The 25013-nt window shown below is 73.8% G+C and carries 20 protein-coding genes; 13 read left to right on the top strand and 7 right to left on the bottom strand.

From position 1 onward, the window contains the following. The first annotated feature begins 1 nt into the window (after nucleotide 1). Nucleotides 2-877 (top strand): iron uptake transporter permease EfeU, encoded by an 876-nt coding sequence (gene efeU / locus IO36_RS28315; protein WP_037623889.1) that lies wholly within the window; start codon nucleotides 2-4, stop codon nucleotides 875-877. Continuing rightward, the gene (locus IO36_RS28310) at nucleotides 834-1856 is read left to right on the top strand and encodes an SCO2278 family lipoprotein (RefSeq protein WP_078943486.1); all 1023 of its coding nucleotides are present in this window, start codon (nucleotides 834-836) and stop codon (nucleotides 1854-1856) included. The genes efeU and IO36_RS28310 overlap by 44 nt, the downstream gene beginning before the upstream one ends. A 23-nt stretch (nucleotides 1857-1879) precedes the next feature. Here IO36_RS28310 and IO36_RS28305 read toward each other — a convergent pair whose 3' ends face one another. The 4 genes from IO36_RS28305 to IO36_RS28290 form a co-directional block, all read right to left on the bottom strand. Next, nucleotides 1880-2614 carry a bifunctional DNA primase/polymerase gene (locus IO36_RS28305; RefSeq protein WP_037623887.1) on the bottom strand — a complete coding sequence of 245 codons (735 nt, stop codon included), beginning with the start codon at nucleotides 2612-2614 and terminating at the stop codon, nucleotides 1880-1882. Nucleotides 2615-2882: 268 nt separating this feature from the next. Continuing rightward, nucleotides 2883-3878 carry a small ribosomal subunit Rsm22 family protein gene (locus IO36_RS28300; protein WP_037623886.1) on the bottom strand — a complete coding sequence of 332 codons (996 nt, stop codon included), beginning with the start codon at nucleotides 3876-3878 and terminating at the stop codon, nucleotides 2883-2885. A 12-nt stretch (nucleotides 3879-3890) separates the two neighbouring features. Next, nucleotides 3891-5072 (bottom strand): serine hydrolase domain-containing protein, encoded by a 1182-nt coding sequence (locus tag IO36_RS28295; RefSeq protein ID WP_037623885.1) that lies wholly within the window; start codon nucleotides 5070-5072, stop codon nucleotides 3891-3893. Continuing rightward, the gene (locus IO36_RS28290) at nucleotides 5018-6412 is read right to left on the bottom strand and encodes a multidrug effflux MFS transporter (protein WP_037623883.1); all 1395 of its coding nucleotides are present in this window, start codon (nucleotides 6410-6412) and stop codon (nucleotides 5018-5020) included. Before IO36_RS28290 ends, IO36_RS28295 begins: the two co-directional genes overlap by 55 nt. Nucleotides 6413-6492: 80 nt before the next feature. On the opposite strand from IO36_RS28290, the gene IO36_RS28285 reads away from it, so the two are divergent. Further along, a complete protein-coding gene (locus IO36_RS28285; protein WP_037623882.1) occupies nucleotides 6493-7503 on the top strand; it encodes a Gfo/Idh/MocA family protein in 1011 nt (336 codons plus the stop codon). Between the two features lie 378 nt (nucleotides 7504-7881). On the opposite strand, the gene IO36_RS28280 is transcribed toward IO36_RS28285, so the two are convergent. Next, nucleotides 7882-9102: a D-alanyl-D-alanine carboxypeptidase family protein gene (locus tag IO36_RS28280; protein WP_051901016.1), complete on the bottom strand. Its 1221-nt coding sequence runs from the start codon at nucleotides 9100-9102 to the stop codon at nucleotides 7882-7884. Between the two features lie 358 nt (nucleotides 9103-9460). Here IO36_RS28280 and IO36_RS28275 point away from each other — a divergent pair, with 358 nt between their 5' ends. Next, entirely contained in the window at nucleotides 9461-10915 is a 1455-nt protein-coding gene (locus tag IO36_RS28275; protein ID WP_037623881.1) for an ABC transporter permease, read from the top strand. 91 nt (nucleotides 10916-11006) lie between these two features. Beyond that, on the top strand, nucleotides 11007-11795 hold the full coding sequence (locus tag IO36_RS28270) for an ABC transporter ATP-binding protein (RefSeq protein WP_051901015.1): 789 nt from the start codon (nucleotides 11007-11009) through the stop codon (nucleotides 11793-11795). Between the two features lie 144 nt (nucleotides 11796-11939). Here the strand turns inward: IO36_RS28270 and IO36_RS28265 are convergent, their stop codons facing one another. Both IO36_RS28265 and IO36_RS28260 read right to left on the bottom strand, forming a co-directional pair. Continuing rightward, entirely contained in the window at nucleotides 11940-12932 is a 993-nt protein-coding gene (locus IO36_RS28265) for an aldo/keto reductase (protein WP_037623880.1), read from the bottom strand. Between the two features lie 60 nt (nucleotides 12933-12992). Beyond that, a complete protein-coding gene (locus IO36_RS28260; protein WP_037623879.1) occupies nucleotides 12993-13319 on the bottom strand; it encodes a hypothetical protein in 327 nt (108 codons plus the stop codon). A gap of 132 nt (nucleotides 13320-13451) precedes the next feature. On the opposite strand from IO36_RS28260, the gene IO36_RS28255 reads away from it, so the two are divergent. The 8 genes from IO36_RS28255 (at nucleotide 13452) to IO36_RS28220 (ending at nucleotide 24868) form a co-directional block, all read left to right on the top strand. Continuing rightward, a complete protein-coding gene (locus IO36_RS28255) occupies nucleotides 13452-13997 on the top strand; it encodes a DoxX family protein (RefSeq protein WP_037623878.1) in 546 nt (181 codons plus the stop codon). Between the two features lie 35 nt (nucleotides 13998-14032). Beyond that, entirely contained in the window at nucleotides 14033-14449 is a 417-nt protein-coding gene (locus IO36_RS28250) for a MazG-like family protein (protein ID WP_051901014.1), read from the top strand. A 205-nt stretch (nucleotides 14450-14654) separates the two neighbouring features. Further along, complete coding sequence (locus tag IO36_RS28245) at nucleotides 14655-15836, top strand: hypothetical protein (protein ID WP_051901013.1); 1182 nt, start codon at nucleotides 14655-14657, stop codon at nucleotides 15834-15836. 1 nt (nucleotide 15837) lies between these two features. Further along, nucleotides 15838-17853 (top strand): caspase family protein, encoded by a 2016-nt coding sequence (locus tag IO36_RS28240; RefSeq protein ID WP_037623877.1) that lies wholly within the window; start codon nucleotides 15838-15840, stop codon nucleotides 17851-17853. 35 nt (nucleotides 17854-17888) lie between these two features. Further along, a complete protein-coding gene (locus tag IO36_RS28235) occupies nucleotides 17889-19001 on the top strand; it encodes an AAA family ATPase (RefSeq protein WP_037623876.1) in 1113 nt (370 codons plus the stop codon). Between the two features lie 4 nt (nucleotides 19002-19005). After that, nucleotides 19006-21921, top strand: coding sequence for an SAV_2336 N-terminal domain-related protein (locus IO36_RS28230; protein WP_037623874.1), 2916 nt, complete (start codon nucleotides 19006-19008; stop codon nucleotides 21919-21921). Between the two features lies 1 nt (nucleotide 21922). After that, the gene (locus IO36_RS28225; protein WP_037623873.1) at nucleotides 21923-22855 is read left to right on the top strand and encodes a hypothetical protein; all 933 of its coding nucleotides are present in this window, start codon (nucleotides 21923-21925) and stop codon (nucleotides 22853-22855) included. Nucleotides 22856-22858: 3 nt separating this feature from the next. Beyond that, nucleotides 22859-24868, top strand: coding sequence for a protein kinase domain-containing protein (locus tag IO36_RS28220; protein ID WP_037623872.1), 2010 nt, complete (start codon nucleotides 22859-22861; stop codon nucleotides 24866-24868). The last annotated feature ends 145 nt before the right edge of the window (nucleotides 24869-25013 follow it).

The following is a 25013-nucleotide window of genomic DNA, read 5'->3' as shown; positions in this document are numbered from 1 at the left end:
CGTGTTCAGCAACTACCTGATCGGACTCCGCGAGGGCCTGGAGGCCAGCCTCGTCGTCTGCATCCTCATCGCCTACCTGGTGAAGACGGAGCGCACGGACGCCCTGAAGCCGATCTGGGCCGGCATCGGCGTGGCCATCACCGTGGCCCTCGGCTTCGGCTGCGCGCTGGAGTTCGGCTCGCAGGAGATGACGTTCCAGGCCCAGGAGGCGCTCGGCGGTTCGCTGTCGATCCTCGCCGTGGGCCTGGTCACCTGGATGGTCTTCTGGATGCGGCGCACCGCCCGGCACCTGAAGTCCGAGCTGCACGGCAAGCTGGACGCGGCCCTCGCCATGGGCACGGGCGCGCTGGTGGCGACCGCGTTCCTGGCGGTCGGCCGCGAGGGCCTGGAGACGGCCCTGTTCGTGTGGGCCTCGGTGCACGCGGCCAGCGACGGCACCCCCCGCCCGCTGATCGGCGTGGCGCTGGGCCTGGCCACCGCGGTCCTGCTCGGCTGGCTGTTCTACCGCGGCGCGCTGAGGATCAACCTCGCCAAGTTCTTCACCTGGACCGGCGGCATGCTGGTCGTCGTCGCCGCGGGCGTCCTCGCGTACGGCGTCCACGACCTGCAGGAGGCCGACTTCGTCCCGGGCCTGACGAACCTGGCCTTCGACATCAGCTCCACGATCGACCCGACGAGCTGGTACGGCACCCTGCTGAAGGGCGTCTTCAACTTCCAGCCCGACCCCACGGTCCTTCAGGTCACGGTGTGGGCGCTGTACTTGGTCCCGACGCTCACGATCTTCTTCGCCCCGGTAGGGTTCGCCTCCGGGAAGAAGAAGGTGAAGGCACCTGATGCGCAGGGATCGCACGGATCGCAGCCCTCGAAGGCCTCGTAGTCCCGGCCGTCTCGGCCGTCTCGCCCGCGTGGCGACGACGGTGACCGCGCTGTGGGCGGCGGCGAGCGGCTGCGTGGTGGTGCACGGCGAGCGGGAGGTCGTGCCGGCCACGACCCGCGCCGACGCCGCCCGCGCGCTCGCGGACTTCACCGCCGCGTACAACAAGGCGGACGCGACGTACGACCGCTCGAAGGACGCGGACCGGGTGACCGGTCCGCTCGCCGCCATCGACGCCGCCCGGCTGAAGGCCGGCCGGGCCGGCCACCCGGGCGGCAATCCCGCGCACTCGCCGCTGGCGTTCGACGACGCCCGGTTCTCGATCCCCGCGAAGGCGGGCTGGCCGCGCTGGTTCGTCGCGGACGCGACCGCCAACAAGGGCGTGGCGGGCAGCCGGTGGCTGCTCGTCTTCACCCGGGACGATCTCCGCGAGCCCTGGCAGGCCTCGTATCTGACGGTCCTCGGCGCCGGTGACGTGCCGCGGTTCGCGACGGACGCGGACGGCTGGGCGCAGCCCGTCGCGGCCGACGACCCGGCGCTCGCCGTCGAGCCGGGCAAGCTCGGCCGGTCGTACGCGACGTATCTGAGGTCCGGCGGCGACTCCTTCGCCGCGGGGATCCACACCTCCCAGTGGCGGGCCCAGCGCGAGAAGTACGCCAGCCGGCCCGGTCTCGCCCGCCAGTACATCGACGAGCCGCTGTCCTCGGGCTCCTACGCGCCGGTGGGGCTGCGCACGGCGGACGGCGGGGCGCTGGTGTTCTTCACCACGCGCCGCTTCGAGAAGGAGACGGCCGCCGCGGGCACCGAGATCCCCGCTCCCGGCGCGGACGTGCAGGCCCTGACGACCGGCGAGATCAACCAGTCCCTGACCCTGGAGTTCGTCTCCAACCAGGCCGCCCTGGATCCGCCGAAGGGCTCGGGCGACGGGCGGGTGGCCGTGCTCGGCCGGGTCGAGGGGCTGACGGGCGCCAAGGGCGAGTAGCCCGGCCGGCGCCCCCGCGGGGCTCAGCCCCGGTGCGGCCAGGCGGCGAGCTGGTCGGCGTCGTCACGGCCGGCGTGGCGGGCGCATTCGTCGGTGAGGGTCTCCAGCAGCGTGAGCGGGTCCGGCAGCGCGTGCTCGGGGCCGCGCACCCAGTCCACGCCCAGACCGCCGGGCAGCCGGGCCGGCGGCACGAGGACGTACGAACCGCGGCAGTGCCAGCGGAAGCCGGGGTGTTCGTCCATCGTCTCGGGGTGGCAGTCCAGCTCGCAGGGCCACCACTCGTCCTCGTCCTCGGGCGTGCCGCGGGTGAGGGTGAAGAAGAGCATGCGTCCGTCGCCGGTCTCGGCGACGGGTCCGACCTCGATACCGGAGGCGAGCAGCCGCTCCAGTGCCAGGCGGCCGGCGTCCAGCGGGACGTCCAGGACGTCGTGGACCATGCCGGTCGCGGTGATGAAGTTCGCCTTGGGCTGGTGCCGGGCCCAGCGCTCGATCTGGGCGCGGTCGGTGGTCGACTGGGTCTGCCAGGCGAAGGAGACGGGGTGACGCGCGGGCGTCGGGCAGCCGACGCGGTCACAGGAGCAGCGGTAGCCGGAGGGATACGCGGCCTGCGCGAGCGGCAGCCCGGCGGCGGCGGCGGCCAGCAGCAGGGCCTCACGGCCGTCGGCGGAGGTCTCCGCCGGGGCTTTGGGCCGGCGTCCGCCGAACCACTTCGAGATCCTGTCCCACGTGCCGGAGCGGCGGCCGAACTCTGCGCTCATCTATCCCCTCGCCTCACCGTCGTGCACCTCGTCCTCGCCCCATCGTCCCACCATCCTGCGCTCCGGGGGGCCGGAGCCGACAACCGGGGTAGGTGGGGCGATGCGTTCACCAGGCTCTGATCAGGCGTTATTGCATGATGTGGGGTGATTTGCCGGGCGCATTCGACGAGGGCGGGATCACGACCGCGCTTCTCGGGCCGGACGGGAGCGCCGGGCGGAACCCGGGCCCGTCCGGCGTCGCCGCTGCGGGCGGGGACTTGGGCGGGTCCTAGGCATCGTCCCCGGGCGGCGGCCAGGCGTCGCCCCACTCGGCGTCGCGGGCCGCCTTGTACAGCGGTCCGTGGCGCTTGGTCACGGTCTCCCGGCGCAGCGCCTCGTCCCGCCCACACAGGTCGAGCAGGACCTGGCCCTTGCGGATCTGCGGCCGGCGCACGACGCGCGAGGCCGCGGGAGCCGGCGGGAAGCGGGTCGCGGCCACGTAGCTGAACTTCTCGTCCTCGTAGGGCAGGGAGCCGCCCTTGACCTGGCGGTGCAGGGAGGAGCGGGCGACCCGGGCGGAGAAGTGGCACCAGTCCTGGCCGGGGACGATCGGGCAGGCGGCGCTGTGCGGGCAGGGGGCGGCGACGTGGAATCCGGCGCCGGTCAGACGCTCACGGGCGGCGAGGACCCGGCTGTAGCCGTCGGGGGTGCCGGGCTCGATGACCACGACGGCCTGGGCGGCGCCCGCGGCGGCGTCCACGACCGAGGCGCGGTCCGCCTCGGTGAGCTCGCCGAGGACGTAGGAGACGGTGACGAGATCAGTGCTCTCGAGGGTGAGCGCCGCTCCGATACGAGAGCGCTGCCACGCGGCGCCGTCCAGCTCCGGGTTGGCGGCGGCGATCTCCCGCCCCAGCGCGAGGGCCGGCTCGGCCCAGTCGAGCACGGTCACCGGGCGGGCCCCGGCCCAGGTGGCGTTCACCGCCCAGGTGGCCGCGCCGGTGCCGCCGCCGACGTCCACATGGCTCCCCGGCCTCCAGCCGGGCACCGCGTCCGCGAACGCCTCCAGCGCCGCGCACACCGCCTCGAAGGTCGCGGGCATCCGGTACGCGGCGTACGCGGCGACGTCCGAGCGGTCCCGCAGGACCGGGGTGTGGGTCGGGGTGGTCCCCCGGTAGTTCGCGATCAGCCGCTCGACCGCCTGTGCGGCGGCCTTCGGCGGCAGGCCGTCGAGCAGTCCGGCGAGGGCGCTGCGCAGGGTGTCGGCGGTGGGTACGGGGGCGTTCACGGCCCGATTCTCTCAGGTGCCGCGCACCGCCCGGCGCAGCCGTGTGGCCGCCGCCGCCCGGGGCGCGTTGTCCGCCGGGCGGCGCCGGGGGTGGACCGTGTTGGCGAGCAGGACGAGGAACGTGTCCGTCGCCGGGTCCAGCACCAGGGAGGTGCCGGTGAACCCGGTGTGGCCGGCCGCGCCGTGGCCCGCGAGGGTGCCCATGAACCAGGGCTGGTCGAGGGCGAACCCGAGGCCGGGCGGGGTGAGCAGGAGCTCGACGAAGTCGGGGCCGAGGATGCGGGCCGGGCCGTAGGAGCCGCCCGCGAGCAGGGTGCGGCAGAAGACGGCCAGGTCGCCCGCGGTGGAGAACAGGCCGGCGTGACCGGCCACCCCGCCGAGCGCCCAGGCGTTCTCGTCGTGCACGACACCCCGCAGCATGCCCCGGTCCGCCTTGGCCCAGGGGCGCCGCTGGTCCTCCGTGGCCGCGGCGCCGGGGCAGGGCCCGAAGCCGGTGGCGTTCATCCCGAGCGGGCGGGTGATGCCGTCCCGCACGAGGACGTCGAGCCCCCGGCCGGTGATGCGCTCCAGCACGTACTGGAGCAGGAGCAGGTTGACGTCGGAGTAGCGGTACTCGCCCGGCGGCGACGAGGGGGCCTCGGCCCGCAGCAGGGCCAGCCGGGCCGTGTCGTCCGGGCAGTCGTACAGCGGCAGCTCGGGGCGCAGCCCGGAGGTGTGGGTGAGCAGCTGCCGTACGGTGACGCCGTGTTCGCGGGCCGCCCGGAACTCCGGCAGGTACGCGCCGACACGCGCGTCGATGCCCAGCGTGCCGCGCTCCAACTGCTGCACCGCCGCGACCGCGGTGAACAGCTTGGTGAGGGAGGCCAGGTCGAAGGGCGTGTTCACGGTCATCGGCACGCGTGCCCGGGCGGGCAGTTCGACACCGATGTCCTTGTCCTCGTCGTGGGCCGCGTAGCGCACGGCCCAGCCCGCCGCGTCCGCCACGGCGACGACGGGACCCCGTCCCGCGACCACCACGACGCCCGCGGCCCACGGGTCGTCCCCCCGGGTGAGGGCACGGACCTCGTGGACCAGCCGCCGCAGTTCACCGGGGTCGAGTCCGGCCCGTTCCGGCGTACCGGTCCGCAGTCTTGGCGCGCTCAGCTCTCCGCCCCTTTTCCGTTCGCAGTGCGTCCCGTACGCCGGGGACGGCACAGTCCCACGAAGCAGGCGACGGCCACCAGTGCGGCCACCAGCTGGACAAGGGCCATCGGGACGGCGGTGTGCTCCCCGGCGACGCCGACGAGCGGCGAGGCGACCGCCCCTATGAGGAAGGAGGTGGTGCCGAGCAGCGCGGAGGCGGAGCCGGCCGTGTGCCGCACCCGGGTCAGGGCGAGCGCCTGGGTGTTGGGCAGGGCGAGGCCCATGGCGGACATCAGCACGAACAGCGCGACGGCGACCGGGGCGAGCCCGACCTGGCCGAGGGCGCCGGTGGACATGAGCAGCAGCGCGGCCGCGGCGAGGGTGACCAGGGCGAGGCCGGTGGCGAGGACCTTCTCCAGGGCGACCCGGCCGGCGAGCAGCTTGCCGTTGACCTGCCCGGCGATCACGAGGCCGACGGAGTTGGCGCCGAAGAGGAGGCTGAAGGTCTGCGGGGAGGCGCCGTAAAGGTCCTGGATCACGAACGGGGAGGCCGCGATGTAGGCGAAGAGGGCCGCGAAGGTGAAGCCGCCCGCGAGCGTGTACCCGGTGAAGGCGCGGTCGGCGAGCAGCCGGCGCATGGCGCGCAGGGCCTCGCCGACACCGCCGGCGTGCCGGTCCTCGGGCGCGAGGGTCTCGGGCAGCTTCGTCCAGACGAGGGCGGTGAGCGCGAGGCCGACGGCGGTGAGGACGACGAACACGCCCCGCCAGTCGGTGAAGCGCAGGATCTGCCCGCCGACGAGCGGGGCGACGACGGGGGCGACGCCGGAGATCAGCATGAGGGTGGAGAAGAAGCGGGCCATCGCCACGCCGTCGTACAGGTCGCGGACGACGGCGCGGGCGATCACGATCCCGGCCGCGCCGGCCAGGCCCTGGACGAGGCGGAAGGCGACGAGGAGGCCGATGCCGGGCGCGAGGGCGCACAGGGCGGTGGCGACGACGTAGACCGCGAGACCGGCGAGCAGCGGGCGGCGCCGGCCCCACCGGTCGCTCATGGGTCCGACGACGAGCTGGCCGAGCGCCATGCCCAGGAGGCACGCGGTGAGCGTGAGCTGCACCGTGGCCGCGGGGGCGTGCAGCGAGCCGGTGACCTCGGGCAGCGAGGGGAGGTACATGTCCATCGCGAGCGGGGGCGTGGCGGTGAGGCCGCCCAGCACGAACGTGACGAGCAGCCCGGTGCGGCCGCGCGCGCCGGGGCCATCGCCCGCCCGCGCCGCGGCGGACCGTGCCCCGCCCGCGGGTACGGCGCCGGCGGACGCCTCGACGACCGCCGGTGCCGTGCCCGTGGTGGTTGCCTCCGGTATGTGCCCGCGCGGGTCCTCCTGGTCCCGCGCGGTGCGGCCACGCTCGGGCATGTGCCCCCCTCTCCGAAAGATCCGGCCCCTATGCTCTCAGTTCGAACAGCGGGTTCGGAGTCACGGATCGAGGGGCGGGCATGACGGGCGAGCGTGAACGCGTGCGGTGGGGGATTCTGGCGACCGGCGGGATCGCCGCGGCGTTCACCGCGGACCTGGTGGACATGCCGGACGCCGAGGTGGTGGCGGTGGCCTCGCGGTCGCAGTCCTCGGCGACGGCGTTCGCGGAGCGCTTCGGCATCCCCCGGGCGTACGGGGACTGGGCGTCGCTGGCCGCGGACGAGGACGTCGACGTCGTGTACGTCGCGACACCGCACGCGGCGCACCGGGTGGCCGCCGGGATGTGTCTGGAGGCGGGGCGTCATGTGCTGTGCGAGAAGGCGTTCACGCTGAACGCGCGGGAGGCCGGGGAACTGGTCGCGCTGGCCCGTGACCGCGGCCGCTTCCTGATGGAGGCCATGTGGATGTACTGCAATCCGCTGGTCGGGCGGCTGAAGGCGCTGGTGGACGACGGGGTCATCGGTGAAGTGCGCACGGTGCAGGCCGACTTCGGTCTCGCGGGGCCGTTCCCGCCCTCGCACCGGCTGCGGGACCCGGCGCAGGGCGGCGGCGCCCTGCTCGATCTCGGTGTCTACCCGGTGTCGTTCGCGCAGCTGCTGCTCGGGGAGCCCTCCGACATCGTGGCGAGAGCGGTGCTCTCCGACGAGGGCGTCGATCTCCAGACGGGTGCGGTGCTCTCCTTCGAGAGCGGCGCTCTGGCTTCGGTGCACTGCTCCATCAACGGCGGCACGCCCGTCGCCGCCTCCGTCACCGGCTCCGCGGGCCGTATCGACGTACCGGACGGCTTCTTCTTCCCGGAGTACTTCGTCCTGCACCGCGACGGACGCGAGCCGGAGACCTTCCGCGCCGACCCCGCCTCCGGCCCCCGCACCAGCCTGCGGCACGAGGCGGCCGAGGTGATGCGGGCCCTGCGTGCCGGCGAGACCGAGTCCCCGCTCGTCCCGCTCGACGGCACCCTCGCCGTCATGCGGACGCTCGACACCATCCGCGAGCGCATCGGCGTCCGCTACCCGGGCGAGACGACGGCGTAGCGACCGGGCCCCTGGCCGGGCCGCCTCTGAAGGCGAACGCCCGGTTCGCGACCGTCCCGGCCACCGCCGTGCCCCGCGTCGGGGCGGCCGACTTCCACGGACCCCGGGCTCCGGCGGTTCACCACGGAACGGTCAACGCCTCAACCCTCACATACGGAAGCTGAATCTCCGGACCATATAAGCCGTTGGTGCGCTTATGCTCGGGAACTCCCCCTCCAGAGCTTCACAGGCGGAGCACCCGACTTCGCTCCGGCCACCGCTTCGGCACGGCCACGGTCCACACCGATGGGGGAGGTGACAGCCGCTCCGCGGCCCGGGTGGGGGCGGACCTCGCGCGCGACCGCGAGGTGTGCACCGGGCCGCGGTGCGGCTGTCCCGTCATCGGCGCCGGCGACGCCCCTTCGCCTCGGACGGCTCCGCCGCCCCCTCTTCCACCGCATCCACCGGTTCGGACGCCTCACCGGCGGCCCGGCGCCTGCGGCGCAGCGCGAGCGCGCCGCCCGCGAGGAGCGCCACCGCCGCTCCCGCCCCGCCGACCAGTCCCCACGGCGCGCCGTCCGACTTCGCCGCTCCGGCCGAGGCCGGCGCTCCGGCGGCGGCCTTCGCCGCGCTGGTGGGGGCCTTGCTCGCGCCCTGCTCGCTGAGCGGACCGACCAGCGTGCCGACCGGCTGGGCCTGCGCGCCCTTGCCGAATCCCCAGTCGAGCAGCTGGGCCGTCTCCTCGTAGACGCCGCTGCCGCCGCTCTTGGGGTGCATCACGGTGACGAGCAGGGTCCGTCCGTCGCGGGTCGCGGCGCCGGTGAAGGTGTTGCCCGCGTGGCTGGTGTAGCCGTTCTTGACCCCGATCAGACCCTCGTACGGCTTCACGCCCCAGGCGCCGGTCAGCAGACGGTCGGTGTTCTGGATCTGGAAGGTCTTCTTGCCGCCGGCCGGGAAGTCCGCCGTCTTCGTCGAGCAGTAGCCGCGGAAGTCGGCGTCCGCGAGACCGTGCCGGGCGAAGAGGGTCAGGTCGTAGGCGGAGGAGAGCTGGCCCTTGTGGTCGAAGCCGTCGGGGCTGACCACATGGGTGTCCAGGGCCTGGAGGTCCTTCGCGAGCGCCTGCATCTCGGCGACGGTGGCAGGCAACCCGCCGTTCATGTGGCTCAGCACGTGCACCGCGTCGTTGCCGGAGCGCAGGAAGACGCCCTGCCACAGCTGGTGGACGGTGTAGGTGATGCCCGGCTTGACGCCGACGAGGCTGGAGCCCGCGGGGACGTCGGCGAGGTCGGCGTCGACCACCTTGTAGGTCTCGGTGCGCTCGAACTTCTTCAGCACGGCGTCCGCGAACAGCATCTTCAGCGTGGAGGCGGGCGGCAGCCGCAGATGCGCGTTGTAGGAGGCGAGCACCTCGCCGCTGGTGAGATCCGCGACCAGCCAGGACCGGGCCGTGAGGTGCTTGGGCAGCCCCGACGCTCCGCTCACCTGGATCCCGGCGCGGGCCAGTCTCTCCCCTCCGATCGTCGACGTGGCGTCGGCGGTCGTGGCCGTCGCGGCGGCGAGGGGCAGGGCGGCGGCGAGGCCCAGAGCGGCACGGCGGGAGAGCCCGGAAGAATCACGCATCCCGGGACCGTACAAAGTCCGTCCGGCACGCCTGACAGCGGGGTGACAAAGAGAAGGAACGCCGATCCCAAAGCGGGGGCAAAACAGGGCGCGCGGAAGCGGGCACGCCCGCCGGCGACGGCCGGGGATCCGCCGGAAATGCCCTTGCGCCGGGCCCGCTCGTCGGGTCGCGCGGTCACTCAACAGGGGTTTCCTGGCAAAGGGCCCTCGAAAGGCTGAGAATGGGCTGTCTGACCCAATATTGATTCCGGGGTCCGGATTCTCAGCCCTCACACATCTCTTACTCAGCCCGGCTCAAAGGTTTCTCCATAGTTTTTGGCCGCGCCCACCGGGGCGCCAAGAACCTTTGAGGAACGGGATGTTTGGCATCTATCTCAAGCGTGAACTGAGCCGGCGCAAGAAGGCTGCGCTGGTGATCGCCCTCGGTCTGGCGCTCGGTATCGCGCTGGTGATTACCGTCAACTCGGTGTCGGCCGGCATGCAGCAGGCCCAGGGCAAGGTCCTGAAGTCGCTGTACGGGCTCGGCACGGACATGACCGTCACCAAGGCCCAGACCGCGCCGAAGAGCGGTTCCTCCAGCCGCCCGAAGTTCGACTTCGACGCCAAGTCCGACAGCGGCAAGACCCAGAGCTCGGACCGGGTCATGACGCAGGGCGGACAGTCGCTGAAGTCCTCGCTCGTCACCGAGGTCGCCGCGCAGAAGGGCGTGGCGAGCGCGGTGGGCGCGCTGAGCCTGAACGTCGTCAAGGTCGACGGCTCCTTCACCCAGGGCAAGGCGAAGTCCTCGACGTCGAACTCCGGCCAGGGCGGCCCCGGCGGGCAGGGCGGCGGGACCGGCGCTCCCCAGGTCCAGGGCGGCGGCGCGTCCTTCGACGTGAACTCCTACTCGGTCGCCGGCGTCGACGTGACCCACCAGGACCTCGGTCCGCTGGCCACCTCGAAGATCACCACCGGCAAGACGTTCACGGCCTCGCAGACCTCCGCGAAGGTCGCGGTGCTCAGCAAGTCGTACGCCAAGACGAACAAGTACAAGGTCGGCAAGACCCTCAAGATCTCCGGTACGAAGTACACGGTCATCGGCATCGCGACGCCCGACAGCAGCGACTCGACCACCGACGTCTATCTGCCGCTCAAGCAGGCCCAGAAGCTCGGTGACGCCAAGAACAAGGTCACCACGATCTACGTCAAGGCGACCGACTCGAAGCAGATCGCCACGGTCAAGGCCACCATCCAGAAGAACATCTCCGGGACGACCGTCACCACCTCCGCGGACCTCGCCGACACCGTCTCCGGTTCGCTGTCCACCGCCTCGAACCTCGCCACCAGCGTCGGCAAGTGGCTGTCCGTCGCGGTCCTGATCGCCGCGTTCCTGGTCGCGGCCCTGCTCACCTCCTCGGCGGTCTCCCGCCGGGTGCGCGAGTTCGGCACCCTGAAGGCGCTCGGCTGGCCGTCCCGCAAGGTCACCCGGCAGGTCGTCGGCGAGTCGATCGTCAACGGTCTGCTCGGCGGCGCCCTCGGCATCGCCCTCGGACTGGCCGCGGCCTACACCGTCACCGCGATCAGCCCGAAACTGACGGCGGAGCTCGGCTCCACCGGCGGAGGCGGCATGGGCGGCCCCGGCGGCGGCGGTCCCGGCCAGGCGGCCTCGGCGGCCAAGAACACCGTCGACATCGCCCTCACCGCGCCGGTCTCGGTGACCACCATCGCGCTCGCCGCGGGCCTGGCCATCACCGGCGGTCTGATCGCTGGCGCGATGGGCGGCTGGCGTGCCTCCCGGATGCGCCCGGCGGACGCGCTCCGCAGCGTCTCCTAGGCCCTCCCCGGGCCACCCCCTGAGCGGGGGCGCCGCGACCACTCCCCCCGGGCCGCGGCGCCCCCACCCCCTTCATCCTCGGAGAAACCTCATGTACAAGCTCACCGGCGTCACCAAGCGCTACACGCGGGGCAAGGAGACGGTCGAGGCGCTGCGCGGCATCGACCTCACGATCGAGGACGGCGACCAACTCGTCATCCAGGGCCCCACCGGCGGCGGCAAGTCGACCCTGCTGCAGATGATCGGCGGTCTCGACCGACCGACCTCCGGCGGCGTCGAGCTGGACGGCGTGGACCTCGCCGCCATCAGCGAGGCCAAGCTGACCCGGCTGCGCGCCGAGAAGATCGGCATCATCTTCCAGTCGTTCAACCTCATCCCGACGCTGACCGCGCAGGAGAACGTCGAGACCGCGCTGGTCCCCCTCGGGGTCAAGCCCGCCGAGCGGCGCGAGCGGGCCGCCGAGGCGCTGCGCTCGGTGGGTCTCGGCGAGCGGCTCACCCACGTGCCGACCGAGCTGTCCGGCGGCCAGCAGCAGCGCGTCGCGATCGCCCGCGCCCTGGTCAAGAAGCCGAAGGTGCTGCTCGCCGACGAGCCGACCGGCAACCTCGACGAAGGCACCCGCGACGACATCATGGGCCTGCTCGAAGGGTTGTGGCACGAGTACGGGCTGACGTTCGTCATGGTCACCCACGACTCGTCCATCGCCCGCCGCGCCCCGCGTCTGGCGACCATCAAGGCCGGGCAGATCACCCTGACCGAGCAGGCGGGCGCCCGCCGGGCCGCCCCCGCTCCGCTGCCCGGACAGGGGCAGTACGCGCAACAGGGTTACGCGCCCGAGCAGTTCACGCAGGAGCACTACGGCGCGGCCCAGGGCTACTGAGCCCCCGGCGGGCCCGGCACCCGGCCTCCCGCACCGGACCGTCCCGCCGAACGCCCCGCCGAGCGGTCCCGCCGAACGTTCCACCGCGCCGCCGCCGCGTGCCTCCCGGGCCACGCCTGCCGGGCCACGCGCCTCCCGGGCCGCTCACCGTCCCAGCACGCCGTCGACCTCGGCCGACTGCGCGGCGGTGAGCGGCCCCTTGGCGATCGCGCCCGCGTTCTCCTCGGCCTGGGCGACGGAACGGAAGCCCGGGATCGGCACGGTGCGCGGGCTGCGGGCCCACAGCCAGGCGAGGGCGCCCTGCGCGAGGGTGCGCCCGCCGCTGGTCAGGATCTCCTTGAGGGCGTCCACCCGCGCGAGCCACTCGGGGTCCGCGCCGCCGCCCTCGGTGAATCCCTCCAGCCAGGAGGGCGGGGCGCTGCGGATGTCGCCCGCCGCGAGGGCGCGCCCCGCCGGGCGCCGGCCGGTGAGCAACCCCATCGCCAGCGGGCTGCGGTTGACGCTCGCGAGGCCGAACCGCTCGCACAGGGCGAGGAGTTCGGGCGCGTCCTGGAGGACGTTGAGCCGGTGCTGGACGGCCGCGCAGTGCTCGCCCGCCGCGAAGACCTCGGCCCGCGCGGGGTCGTCCGTACTCCACGCGTACGCCCGGATCAGCCCTTCCCGTACGAACTCCTCGCAGGTGTCGCGGAGTTCGGCCGCACGCCGCGGGTCGGCGTCGGACAGGTGCAGCTGGTAGAGGTCGATCCAGTCGGTGTCCAGCCGTCGCAGCGAGGCGGTGAGGGCGCGGCGGGCGTACGCCGGGGAGTCGTCGCTGCCGGTGAGCAGCCGCCGCTCCTCGTCGACGGTGTTGCCCCATTTGGTGGCGACGACCACGTCGGCCCGCCGCTTGCCGAGGGCCCGCGCGAGCACCCGCTCGCTGTGTCCGGCGCCGTAGGCGTCCGCCGTGTCGAAGAACGTCACGCCGAGGTCGAGGGCGCGCCGCACGGCCCGTACGGACTCCTCGTCGTCGACCGCGCCCCAGCCCAGCGGCTGCCCGTCGGCCGCCGCCCACTCGCCGCCGATGGCCCAGCAGCCGAAGCCGAGGGCGCTCACCTCGATCCCGCTGTCGCCCAGGGTCCTGTTCCCGGTGGTCTCCATGCCTGGGGACACTAGGAGTTGGAGCCCGCTCGAAGGCAAGACCCCGGGAACCGGCGGCCTTCAGGCCTGGCCGGTCTCGAAGCGGCTGATCCTGCCGCCGTCGTCGACGGTGAAGCTCCACCGGGTCTTCATCTCGCCCCAGGTGTCGTTGCGGTACCGCACGAGCAGGGTGCGCCCGCCCGCGGACTCGCTGTCGACGTCCATGTGGCCGCGCGAGGAGAAGATCTCCCGGTCGGTCCAGTCGGCGAGGTCCCGGTCGGAGCCGTCGTCGGCCATGGTGGCGCCGGGCGCGAGGAGCGCGTCGAAGGCGGACCGGTCGTGGGTGTTCACCGCGGCGACGAAGGCGCGGACGGCCGGGTCGCTGAGTCGCGTTACCTGAATGGTCATGCGAGTCACCCTCACACCGGCCCCGCGCGCCCGCCACCCGAACGGCTGCGCGTGCCCGCCGGACCCGTTCGATCGGTGCGACGGTGGAGACCCGGGAGGAATCCGCTGCCGCCGACTGGACTGGGAGTCACCGTGACCTGTATCGACCGGCGTGATCTGGGACTGCTGCTGCTCCGTCTGAGCACCGGCGGTGTCCTGGCCGCGCACGGAGCGCAGAAGCTGTTCGGCTGGTTCGGCGGCGGCGGCATCGAGGGCACCGGACAGGCCATGGAGGCGATGGGGTACGCGCCCGGCAGGGCCAGCGCCACCGCCGCCGGTCTGGCGGAGGCGGGCGGCGGCACCCTGCTGGCGCTGGGCCTGGCCACCCCCGCGGCCGGCGCCGCGGCGGCCGGCGCGATGGCGGGCGCGGCGGCGGTGCACGTACCGAACGGCTTCTTCGCGCAGAGCGGGGGCTACGAGTACACGGCCTCGCTCGGGCTGGCGGCGGCGGGCCTCGCGGTGACGGGTCCGGGGCGGCTGTCCGTGGACCATCTGATGGGCCACGCGGTGAACCGGGGCTGGATGGTGCCGATCGCGCTGGGCACGACGGCGGCGGTCACCGCGGTCGTCGTGGGCCTGCGGAACAACCGGGTGCGCAGGGCCCGGGAGGGCAAGCAGGAAGCCCTGTTCGACGAGTAGGAGTCGGCCCGGCGCCCGCCGGAAAGGCTCACCCCATGACCGATCACGCCCCGAACGACACCCCTGCCGGGCACACCGCCGACGGTGGGGACCCCTGGCCGACGATCGACCTGCTGCACGCCTGGCTGGACGCCGGGCGGGCGCACGGCGGCCGGGAGGGGCTGCTGCTGCGGATCCTCAAACTGTCGGAGGAGGTCGGCGAGGTCGCCCAGGCGGTGATCGGCGCGACGGGCCAGAACCCGCGCAAGGGCGTCAGCCACAGTTGGGACGACGTCCGCTCGGAGCTGTGCGACGTCGTGATCACGGCGATGGTGGCGCTGCGCGAGCTCGCGCCGGACGCGCGCGAGGTCTTCGCGGACCGGCTGGCGTCGGTCGCCGGCCGGTCGCTCGGCGGACCGCCCGCTCCGGGGTCCGCAGCGGGCCCCTCCCCCGACGGACCGTCCCCCCTCTGACGGGCCGCGGGACGGACCGCTGAACGCGTCACGGGACAGGGCGCGACCATTTTTGATCGATTCGAATTCGAGTATGTTTACGAAATGCCCGTTCCTTTGATATCGCGGCTGAATGTGCGGAGCGCGGTTCATGGACTACCGCGAGCCGCTACCGTTTGACCTCCGTCACGGTGATCCTTGCCGTGACACGGGGGTTGGGGGGAAAGTGACGACAATTCTGTTCGTTCACGGGACGGGCGTCCGGTCGAGACGGGAAAAGGAAGCGCTCGACCGTATCGAGGGCGGTTTCCGGCGCGCCCTGCCGGACGTCACGGTGGAGACCTGCTCCTGGGGGGACGCGCTGGGCGTCACCCCGGCGGGCCGGTCCGCGGACGAGGACGGCGGGGACGACCCGGCACCCGCGGGCGGCTTACGGGTGACCTGGTCGGACGCCGAACGGGCCGTGTGGGCCCGGCTCTACGACGACCCGCTGTTCGAGATCCGGCTGGCGGTGTCTGCGGAGCCCGGCGACGCGTCCGCCGGCGCACCGCGCGTTCTGGACCGGCTCGTGTCGCGCGTCCGCAACGCCTCCGACGACCCCGTGGTCCAGGCGTCCGTCCCGCCCGGCGAATCGCGCGACCAACTCCGTGAAGCGGCGGAGGAACTGCTGCGGAACGCGGAATTCACCGCGGCCCTCCCTTTTCTCGCCGCCAGGAAATCCCACGACCTCGTCGCCCGTTGTCTGACGGCCGTGCACATCCGGGTCCGCGAACAGGACGGCGCCACCGTGGTCGTCTCCGCCGCGGAACGCGACGCGCTGTGGCACGTGCTGGAGAAGTGCCTGGGCGCCGCGCCCCTGGGCCTCGGCGACAAGGCCCGCGCGGTGGCCTGGTCGACCGCGCAGCACATGGCACGTCCGGTCGTCCGGCGCCATCGCGACCGGCTGCTCACCGGGGCGACGCCCGCCCTCGGCGACATCCTGCTCTACCAGGCCCGCGGGAAGCCGCTGCGGACCCTCCTGGCCGAACGGGTCCGCGAGGCCGACGGGCCCGTCGTCCTGCTGGGGCACAGCCTCGGCGGAGTGGCCTGCTTCGAGAGCCTGGTGGCCCACGACCTGCCCGGCGTACGGCTCCTGGTGACCGTCGGCAGCCAGGTGCCGTACCTGTACGGCCTCGACGCGCTGGCCACCCACCGCCTCGGCGCGCCCCTGCCGGAGCACTTCCGGGCCCGGTGGGTCAACGTGGTCGACCCGGAGGACCTGCTGGCCTTCACGGCGGGGGACGCCTTCCCCGGCCGGGTCACGGACGTCGAGGTCGACACCCGGGAGCCCTTCCCCCGGGCGCACGGCGCCTACTGGACCACCCCACACGTCTACGAGGCGGTCCGCGCGGCCGTCGAGGAGCGCTGAGGTGGCGATACACGCCCTCGTGGTGTGTCCGGAGACGTACGAGGGCTCGTCGCTGCGCGAACTGCCCGGTTCCGCGGCCGCCGGTGCCCGCTTCGTCGCCTGGCTGTCACGGCACGTCGACGAGCCCCTTTCCGTCACCGTCCTGACCAACGCCCCCCGGCTGCCCGACGAGTTGCGCACCGCCGGCGTGTCCGTGCGGCGGGCCGAACTCGCCTCCCTGTCCGACCTCTTCCTGCGGCAGAGCCCCCTGGACGAGCTCGGGGAGGAGGACGCCTTCGTCCTGTACTGGCTGGGCCACGGTGCGATCGGCCGGGAGAACTACCGCCACCGCCTGTACCTGTCCCACAAGGGGTACGTCGAGCTGGAGGACCTGGAGGCCCGCATGGCCGGCCCCGGCGGACCCAGACGGCTGCTCTTCGTGGTCGACGCCTGCCGGGAGGGCGACCCGGGAGCCGGCCCCGACGCCGGCGGCCCGAAGCTGGAAGTCGCCAAGGGCGTTCTGCCGCACCCGGACTGGAACGGCCTCGTGCTCTACGGCGCCCGCCACGGCGAGCAGGCCCTCTTCGACGAACAGGGCGGCATCTTCACCCGCCGGCTGCTCGACGCCCTGGGGACGCTGCCTCGCGTCACCCGGCTCGACCTCACCCTCATGGAGCGGACCGCCGTCGACCTGGCCGCACGGTTCCGGGCGGCCTACGAGCAGGAAGATCCCGACTACGGCCAGATACCCACGCACTACTGGTTCTCCCAGCGGGGCGTGCCGCTCGTGGACAGGGACTTCCGGCCCGGCATGGCGGTGACTCCCCGCCAGGCGCAGCGCCTGCGCGCCCTGATCGACGAGGCCCGCCTGACCGCCCAGGAGGAGGGCGAGGTGTGGGACTGGGCGCACACCCTGGGCCCCCGTGTACAGGACGACGATCTGACCCTCGCGGAGTTCGCGGTGCATCTGACGCGGCTGCCGCACCAGGCGGACGGCGGTCACGGCATCACCGGGTTCTGCGCCGTCCTGGCCCGGGTCGAGCGGCTGCGGGACGGCATCCACGCCTGGTACGGCTCCGTGGCCGCCGACAAGAGGCTGGCGCCACTGCCCCGGGAGCACCCGGACCTGCCGCCGCCCCGGCCGCCGGCCCACCTGGTCATCGACCTGGAGCGGCAGGACGAGATCACCCACGGCGGCGCCGCCGGTTCACCGGAGGACCCCCGGGACCCGGGCTACCGCGCCCAGGCGTGGTTCTACACCGGGCCCAGGCCCCGCCGCATCGCCGTACCGCAACGGACCTGGCGCAAGGACGAGTTCGCCACCCTCGTCGAGGAGATCTACGACCGGGCCCACGCCAAGGTCCGCTCCGAACTGCAGAACGCCTGGGTGGAGTTCATCGTCGACCGGGACCTCTTCGGCCATCGTTTCGACACGATCCCCAGTTTCACCGTGCCCAGCGGGAAGGCGCCGCGGCTCGGGGACAAGGCCCCGGTGGTGCTGCGCGACCGCTGGCGGCACCGCCGGGGCCCGCAGACGCTCAACTGGGCCCGCCTGGGCGCGATGCTGGACTCCGTCCCCGCGGCACGGCTGAAGTGGCTGGACTGCACCGTGCCGTGCGCGCCCGAAGGAGCGCCGTCCGCGGACCGCGGCGGGGCCATGGAGTACGTCTTCACCGCCCCGGAGGCGCAGGACGTGTGCGCCGGGATCGTGCTCTCCCGTCCCCTGCGCGACAGCGCGTCCTCCGACATCGTCGGCACGGCCCTCAACAACGGCGCCGTCCTGGCCATCTGGCCCGACCGGTCCGCCTCCGGCGGCTGTGTGCGCGGCGGGGACGGCGGCGCGCTCTGCGACGGCGCGCTGGTGCGCGAGAGCCTGCTCCGCCAGCTGGAGGGCCGTCCGCTGCGCGACGTGCCCGAGATCGTCTTCGGTCTGCGCTGCAAGGGCGGCGACGAGGCCGAGGTGTTCCGCGACATGGTCGTGCTCTTCGACGATCCACGTCGTTCTCCTTTGGTGCGGACCCCGGTGGCCATGCCGTGACCGGGCAGCGGTCCGGCGAGCAGAAGGGAACAGCGATGACGGAAGTCCCGAGCGACGCCTCGAAGGCCCCCGACTGGTGGGTCTACCGCGGGCATTGGGGCTCTCCCCGGGACCCGGAGTCCGGGCCGCCCGCCCTTCCCGAGCCCCCGCCCTGGCGTTCCTTCGGCCTGTCCTCACTGGTCGACCCCGCCGACGAGGTGCGCCTGCGGAAGCAGGACCCGGACGACATCCGCCTGCCCGTGCCGCCGCCCGCGGCCGCGGGCGAGAAGCCCTGGGACGACCGGGTCGCGGTCTCCTACCGCGGCGACAGCGAGGTGCACGACCTGGTGAACGCCGCCATCCAGTTGCGCCGCCCTCTGCTGGTGACGGGACCGCCCGGCACCGGAAAGACCACCCTGGCCTCCTCCGTGGCCCGGGAACTCGGTCTGGGCCCGGTGCTGCGATGGGGCATCACCAGCCGCTCGACCCTGCGCGAGGGGCTCTACGACTACGACGTGCTGGGCCGCCTGCACGACATGAACCTGCGCAACGGCTCGGCCCCGAACCGCAAGGGGGTCAAGGTCAGGGGCGAGCACGAGAACATCGGGCAGTACATCAGGCTCGGGGCGCTGGGAGACGCCCTGCTGCCCCGGCGCCGGCCCCGGGTCCTCCTGATCGACGAGATCGACAAGAGCGACGTGGACCTGCCCAACGACCTGCTGCACGTCTTCGAGACGGGGGGCTACGAGATCCCCGAGCTGCGCCGGATCCCCGAGTCCCCGGTGCGGGTGCTCGGCTGGGACGGCGACGAACCGGCTCCCGTGCACAACGGGCGGGTGCAGTGCGCCCAGTTCCCCGTCGTCATCCTCACCAGCAACGGTGACCGGGAGTTCTCGCCGGCCTTCCGCCGCCGCTGTCTGTTCCTGGTGCTCAAGCGCCCCGAGGGGGACCGCCTGCACGAGATCCTGCGGGCCCATGTGCCCCAGATGCGGGACCTGTCCCAGGTCGAGGACGTCCTGAAGTGCTACGACCGGCTGACGACCGACGGCCGCCAGCTGTCGCCCGACCAGCTGATCAACGCCGTACGCCTGCGGCTCACGGCCCGCTTGGGGCCGGACGACCTGGAGACCATCGCGAACGCGGTGTTCCACCCGCTGTCCGGGGCGTGACGCGGTGGGCCCCGAGTTCGCGAGGGTGCTGCTGGACTGCGACCCCGGGATCGGCATGGAGGAGGTCCTCGACGTCGCCTGGCTGGCCGCACGGCTGCCCCGGTCGGAGCCGGCCGCGGGCGACGCGGGGGACGGCCGGGCGGATCCGGGGCGCGACGGCGCGGGCGGGCAGGGAGGCCGGGCCGCCGAGGACACCGTCCGGGCGCCCGGGGCCCCGGGCCCGGACCTCGGGGTGTGGGCGCGGAACGCCGAACCCGCGATCACCGAGATGGGCGGGGTCGCCGGTCACGTCGTGGCGCCCCTCCCCGCCCAGTGGCTGCCGCGCCGTTCCGAGCTGGGCGGCGCGCTGCGCCCGCTGCGGCGCACCGGCCCCTCGCCGGTGCGGACGGTGGTGGACGAGGAGCGGACCGCCGAGTGGGCGGCGGCGACGGGCATGGTCGTGCCCATGGTCAAGCCCGCCGAGGAGCCGTACTACGACCTCGCGCTCGTGTGCGACACCACGCCCTCCATGGAGTTGTGGTCGCCGCTGATGCGGGAGATGAGCCGGGCCGCCGCCCGCTTCGGCGCCTTCCGGTCGGTCACCGTGCGCCGGCTGGACTCCGACACCGCCCTGACCACGCCGACCTCCGCCGGGGGCGGCCGCGCCGGTCTGCGCACCCTGCTCGCGCCCGGCGGCAGACGCGTGATCGCCTTCGTCACCGACGGCGTCGGCCGGGGCTGGCACGACGGGCGGCTGGCCGCGCAGGTCCATCTGCTGGCGTCGTACGGGCCGGTGGTGATCGTCCATCTCCTCCCCCGCCATCTGTGGGACCGCACGGGTGTCGCCCCGCTGCCGGTCTCCTTCCCCCCGCGGGCGGAGGGCGCGGGGAGCGGGTGGTCGGCGCCGGAGGCCCGGCGCTTCAGCCCGGCCGGCTGGTCGCTGCGGGACCTGTGGCCCGCGGGCCGTCCGTCGGGCGGCGGACACCCGCACGCGGTGCCGGTGGTGCCGCTGGAGCCGGAGTCCCTGAGCCGGTGGGCCTCGTTCGTGACCGGGCCGCGCGCCCGCGCCGTGTCCGCGCTGGCCTGGGTGGTGGCTCCCGGGCCGGCGAACGGGACGGTCGCCCCCGTACCCGCCCCGGACATCGCGGAGGAACTCACCCTTGGCGAGGACGAGTTGCTCGACGACTTCGACGCCACCGCCACTCCGAGGGCCCGGCGGCTGCTGCGCAGTCTGGCGGCGGTGCCGCTGAACCTGTCCACCATGTGGCTCACCCATATGGCCACCAGCCGGTGGCGCCGGGAGCCCTACGACCCGGCGCCGCTGGCCGAGGTCCTCTTCAGCGGCCTGCTGCGTCCCCGGCCCGCGCCGGGCGGCGGGGGGCACGACGGGGCGCCGGCGTACGAGTTCGTCGGGGACGTCCGGCAGACGCTCCTGGAAGGCATGGACCGCGTCGAGGCGGTACGGACGTTCCAGACCGTCTCCGCGTACGTGTCCTCGACGATGGGCCGGGCCGCGCTCGCCTTTCCCGCGCTGCTGGCCTCGCCGCGCGACGCCGGGCTCGTCCAGCAGATCGACCCGGAGACGCGCCCGTTCGCGGAGGTCGCGGCCCGGATCCTGAGGGGGCTCGGGCCCGCCTACGGCGAGGCGGTGCGCCGGATCGAGGCGGCCGTCGCCGGTTTCACCGAGACCACCGACGCGCCCGGCCCCCCGGACACGGGGGAGTCCGCCACCCACGGCACCACACTCGGCACCGTCACCCGCGAGACCCCCGTGACCGGCACCGAACCGCCCGACAGGGGCACGCCCGACGCGACAGGCACCCCCGACTCCCCCGTGACCGGCAGACCAGGCACGCCCCGAACCGAACCGCCCGACACGGGCGCGCCCGAGGGGGACCGGACCCGCGGCATCCGCGGCGACGACAGGGTGCTCGTCTCCGCGCGCTCCGTCGAGCCCCTTCCCACGCCCGGGGACCTTCTCCCCCCGGTCGTGTTCCCGCCGCCGATCCCGGCGGACCCGGCCACGTCGGAGGACGCACCGCACCGGGCCGCCGCACGGCAGCCGCGGCGGACGATCGCCGTCCTCGGCGCGGCGAACAGCGGCAAGACCACCTTCCTGGCCGCGGCCTCGCTCGCCGCCACGACGGCCCCGGAGGGACTGGGCCGCTGGAACATCGTCGCCGAGAGCGAGCAGGCCGAGAACTTCCTGGTGCAGCAGACCAACGCCCTGACGGTGGTGCGCCGTTTCCCCGAGGCGACGATGGGCCCGACGGCGTTCTCGTACGTCTTCCGGGCCGAGGTGGGCGGGCGGCGGCGCGCCGAACGGGTCGACTTCGCGCTGGACTTCTGCGATGTCGGGGGCGGCGAGTTCAATCGGGAGAACTACGGCCGTAATCCGGTCCTCGACGCGCATCTGGGACGCGCCGGGCACCTGGTGATCCTGCTCGACCCGCTGAACCACGGCGGTCAGGCCGAGCTGCTGATCCCCCATCTCCAGCGGCTGACGCAGGAGTTCCACGAGGGCGGACGGCTGGTCGACGGGCGCCTGCCGCACCATGTCGCCTTCTGCGTCACGAAGTTCGACGACCCGGCCGTGTTCCAGGAGGCGCGGCGCGGCAACTGGGTCGGCCAGACCGAGCAGGGCGACCCGTGCGTGCCCGCCGACGACGCCCGGGACTACGTGGCCTGGCTGAGCCGGCGTTCGGTGGAGGTGGCCGGGGCACGGCACCTGGTGGCGGCGCACTTCCTGGAGCAGCGGGTGCGCTGGTACGCGGTGTCGGCGATCGGCTTCCACCGCACCCGCGAGGGTTTCCTGAACCTGGACGACTGCTCGAACCAGACGTACGACGAGAACGGTCTGAGGGCGCTGCGGGGTCCGGCCCGGCCGCTGAACGTGCTGGAGCCGCTGATCGCTCTCGGCCGGGCGTCGGGAGGCATCTGACGTGAAACCTTCCCTCACCCTGCGAGCGCGGTGGGCCGTGCTGTCGAAGCCCCAGGCGGACAGCAGCGACTACCGCGTCCTGGTGTGCAGTGACGGCCCCTCGGCGGTGTCCTGGTTCGAACACGTCGTCCGCGACACGCTGTTCGGGACCCCGCCGCCGTGGTCCACCGCGGGACGGCCCGGCGAGACCCTGCCGTGGATCTCGTTCGGGGCGTGCGACGCCCGGCCGGCGGCCGGGGGCGGCCGGTGGGTGAGCGTCTCCGTGACGGACTGGAACAGCCCCGTGCAGGCGACCTGGGACTCCAGCGGACGGCGCTCCGCCACCACGCGCTGCTTCCTGGTGCCGTACGCGGAGGTGGCCCGGCAGCGCGTGGGGCTGGTCTCGCTGTGGAACGCGGTGCGGCCCGTGCAACTGCCGTCCGAGGCGAGGGAGGACGTGGCCCCGGTGCTGCTCGAGGCGCAGTCCGACCACCTGGAGCGGACCGCGCGGACGGTGGACGAGCTCGGCTTCCACTGGGTGGCCGCCACCGCGGCGGCGGCGCTGGAGTCGCCGCTGGCCCTGTCCGCCCCGGGCGACCGGTTCGCCCTGGTGCGGATCGGCACGATCGACGCGATCGCCGCCCTGCTGCCCTTCGGCTACCGGGCCGCGCTGACCGCCTCGACCTGGGCCCCGGACGCCACGGCGGCCGATCCGTGGATCTGCTACACGCGGGGGTCCTCGCCGACGCGGCTCCCGGTGTCCGAGGGCGAAGCGCCGACCCCCGTATCCGCCCCGGCCCGAGCCCATCTGGCCAGGCTTCGGCTGCTGCACGGGGAGCTCGGCACCCTCGGCCTGCTGCGGTCGCTGGCCGAGCGGACCGACCCCGCGTCGTTCCCCGGCGCCGCCGGCGCCCCGCCGCGGGCGCGGCCCCTCGACTCGTACCCCAAGGACTGATCGATGGATCCGCTGCGCAGTGACGACCCCCGGCGGCTCGGACGCTTCGGGCTGCTGTGCCGCATCGGCGCGGGCGGCTTCGGCGAGGTGTTCCTCGGGCAGGAGGAGCCGCCCTCGGGCCGGTTCGCGGCGATCAAGCTCATCCGGGCCGACGTCGCCGAGTCGGAGCGGTTGCGGCCGCGGTTCCGCAGCGAGATCGAGGCGGTGGACCGGGCGGGCGGCGAGGGCATTCCCGAGCTCCTGGACGCCGACCCGGCGGCCGGCAGGCCCTGGCTGGCCACGCGCTATGTGCCGGGCCCCTCGCTGCAACGGCTGGTCGACGAGGCCGGTCCGCTGCCGCAGGACACCGTGCTCGCCCTCGGCCACCACCTGGCGGGCACCCTGGCCGAACTGCACGGCTCCGGGCTCTACCACCGGGACATGAAGCCCAGCAACGTCCTGGTCACCCGGGCCCGGCCCTGGATCATCGACTTCAGCCTGGTGCGCCTGGCCGCCGACCCCAGTCTGACCGTCACCGCGGACGCCATGGGCAGCTTCCAGTACGCCGCGCCCGAGCAGGCGAGCGGGCTGGGCCGGGCGCAGGGGCCCGCCGACGTGTTCGCGTTCGCCGCGACCCTGCTGTTCGCCGCCACCGGGCACCCGCCCTACAGCGGCCGCAACCAGTTCGACATCCGGCTGCGGGCGCTCACCGAACCACCGGACATCAGCGGTGTGCCGGAGGGTCCGCTCCTCGAACTCATCACCGCCTGCCTGCGGTTCACGGACACCGAGCGCCCGTCGATGGACGAGGTGCGGGCCGTCCTGACCCGGGGGGCGGAGCCCGTCCCGGTTCCCTATCCGGCGTCCGCGCTGCGTGTGTTCGAGCGGCACCGGGACGCGCTGCGCGCCCTCCTCGGGCCGCGGGCCGACCGCCTGGAGCGGGAGGAGGCGCCGGGGCGGGAGCGGCGCCGCGGCCGGCCGCGCCACGATCCGCCGGAAGTGCCGCCGGCCGCTGTCGGCGAGCAGTGGGTGTGGCCGTTCCACGACTGGATCCGTGTTCCCCCCCGGCTGTGCGGGAACGTGCTCCTGACCGTCACGGCGTCCGGGTTCCTCTACGCGATGGACTACCGGAGCGGGAAGCCACTGCGATGTCTGGACCTCGGGGCGCCGGTGCGGGGCGGGATGGTGGCGGCGGACGACGCGGTGGCCGTGGGCACCGCCGACGGAACGGTCCATCACGTCCGGCCCGGGGCGGACGGCCTCGCGCACACGCGGCACCGGTTCCCGGCGCCGGTGCACGCGGTGGGCTGGGCGGGGGACGGAGGCTCCGGCCGGCTCGTCGTCGCGGCGGGTAGGGGGCTGCGGGCGGTGGACGCCGGGACCTGGAACCGGCGTTGGGCGGTGGAGGACGTGGGGGCGGTGACGGGACGGATCCTGCCGACCGGCACGGCGGTGGTCTGCTGCACCGACCGCGGCTCGGTGCGCGCCCTGCGGACGGGCGACGGGGAGGGGCTGTGGGAGGTGGAGCTCGGTGCCGTCTGTCCGGCCGGTCCGACGGCGCTCGGCGACGCCGTGGTGGTCGCGGGCGCGGACGGACGGGTCGAGGCGCTGCACCGGGACTCGGGCCGCCGGCTGTGGAGCGCGTCGGCGGGCGGCACGGTGCACGTGCCGATGGCCGGGCGGGCGGGGGTGGTGGTGCTGGCCACCGTCGAGGGGACGGTGACCGCCCTGGACGCCGGGGACGGCAGGGCGAGATGGACGGCGAGGGCCGCCGCCGGCCGGGGTCCCCGGGCCCTGGACGTCCTCGCGGACGGCTCGGCGGTGTGCCTCGCCGACGAGGACGGGATCCGGCTGCTGGACCTCGCCGACGGCCGGGAGCGGCGGCACTGGGACCTGCCCGCCGTGTCGGCGCTGCGCCCGGTCGAGGGCGGCCTGGTCGCGGTCGGGCTGGACGGCGCGGTGCGCCGGATGTCGCTGGGCGGCGCGGACGCGTCGGCGACGACCCGAGCAGTCGATCTCCATCGCATCCACTGACATATGCGTTCTCAATATGGCAAATTTTGACGAAGTATGTCATTTCATCAGACATCGGTCAGAGAGCCCACTACGATCGCTGGCGATCCTCAGCTGCCAGTCCCGCACCGTGAGTTCATCGCCCCGGTGCGGCCGCGGGGACGCC

The sequence above is a fragment of the Streptomyces aureus genome (assembly GCF_000725495.1).
GTDB lineage: Bacteria > Actinomycetota > Actinomycetes > Streptomycetales > Streptomycetaceae > Streptomyces > Streptomyces aureus_B.
The sequence above is the reverse complement of the archived record's forward strand: the minus strand, read 5'-3'. Positions and strand labels throughout refer to the sequence as shown.